Origin of the sequence: Vibrio sp. 10N.261.46.A3 (assembly GCF_041472995.1) — a bacterium.
GTDB lineage: Bacteria > Pseudomonadota > Gammaproteobacteria > Enterobacterales > Vibrionaceae > Vibrio > Vibrio coralliirubri.
The window spans coordinates 1-647 of record NZ_JBFRRH010000197.1; the positions used below are offsets into that span (position 1 = coordinate 1).

Genomic DNA, 647 nt, shown 5'->3' on the forward strand with positions numbered 1-647 from the left:
CCGCTTATACGCATAACGCCGCATTAAGGTGTGAGCGGCGCTTGGCTATACTTGAGTGAAGCGAAACTGCCAAGCGTTGCGAATCACTCTTAAATGCTTTGTTATGTATCTGAACTATATGACTTTTACAAAATATACTGGCGACGTATTTTCAGGAAAAGTCGATACAATTGGTGCAGCTTCAACACCCCATGGAAAAAACGTTTGCTTGTTGCAAGCAGTACAAGTTGCAGCATATTCGCCGTTAACTTGAAATACTCCATTAAGAGCTGCCTGATATTTCGTGCCACATTCTTTACACACTACATTAGTTATTGAGTACGACATTGCCACCTACCTGTTTGATTTATAGTAAGATCGTGAACCAATTTTTTTGAATTCTACTTTGTTCTGATCTTGTAAGTGGCGAGCTAACGTTGCGAAAAGCCACCCAGTTTTATTATCAGTTTTGTTACCTTGCGGGTAAGCATTCTTAGTAAGATTAAGCTGTTGCTTGATAAAAGCTGCTGGCACCCAACCTTCGTTAAACCCTGATTCAGACTTAACTATAAAGCTTAATACTTGCTCCGCCATCTCATTAAACAGTTGATCTATTTGATTCTTTTCTTCCACCAATGCCTCCTGACACATAACGCCCAATTAAGGTG

Annotated in this window: 1 protein-coding gene; it reads right to left on the bottom strand. The window is 40.2% G+C overall.

The window, feature by feature from the left end; genetic code table 11:
* Positions 1 to 333: 333 nt before the first annotated feature.
* Positions 334 to 612 (bottom strand): hypothetical protein, encoded by a 279-nt coding sequence (locus AB4484_RS26620; protein WP_108162567.1) that lies wholly within the window; start codon positions 610 to 612, stop codon positions 334 to 336.
* Between the last annotated feature and the right edge of the window lie 35 nt (positions 613 to 647).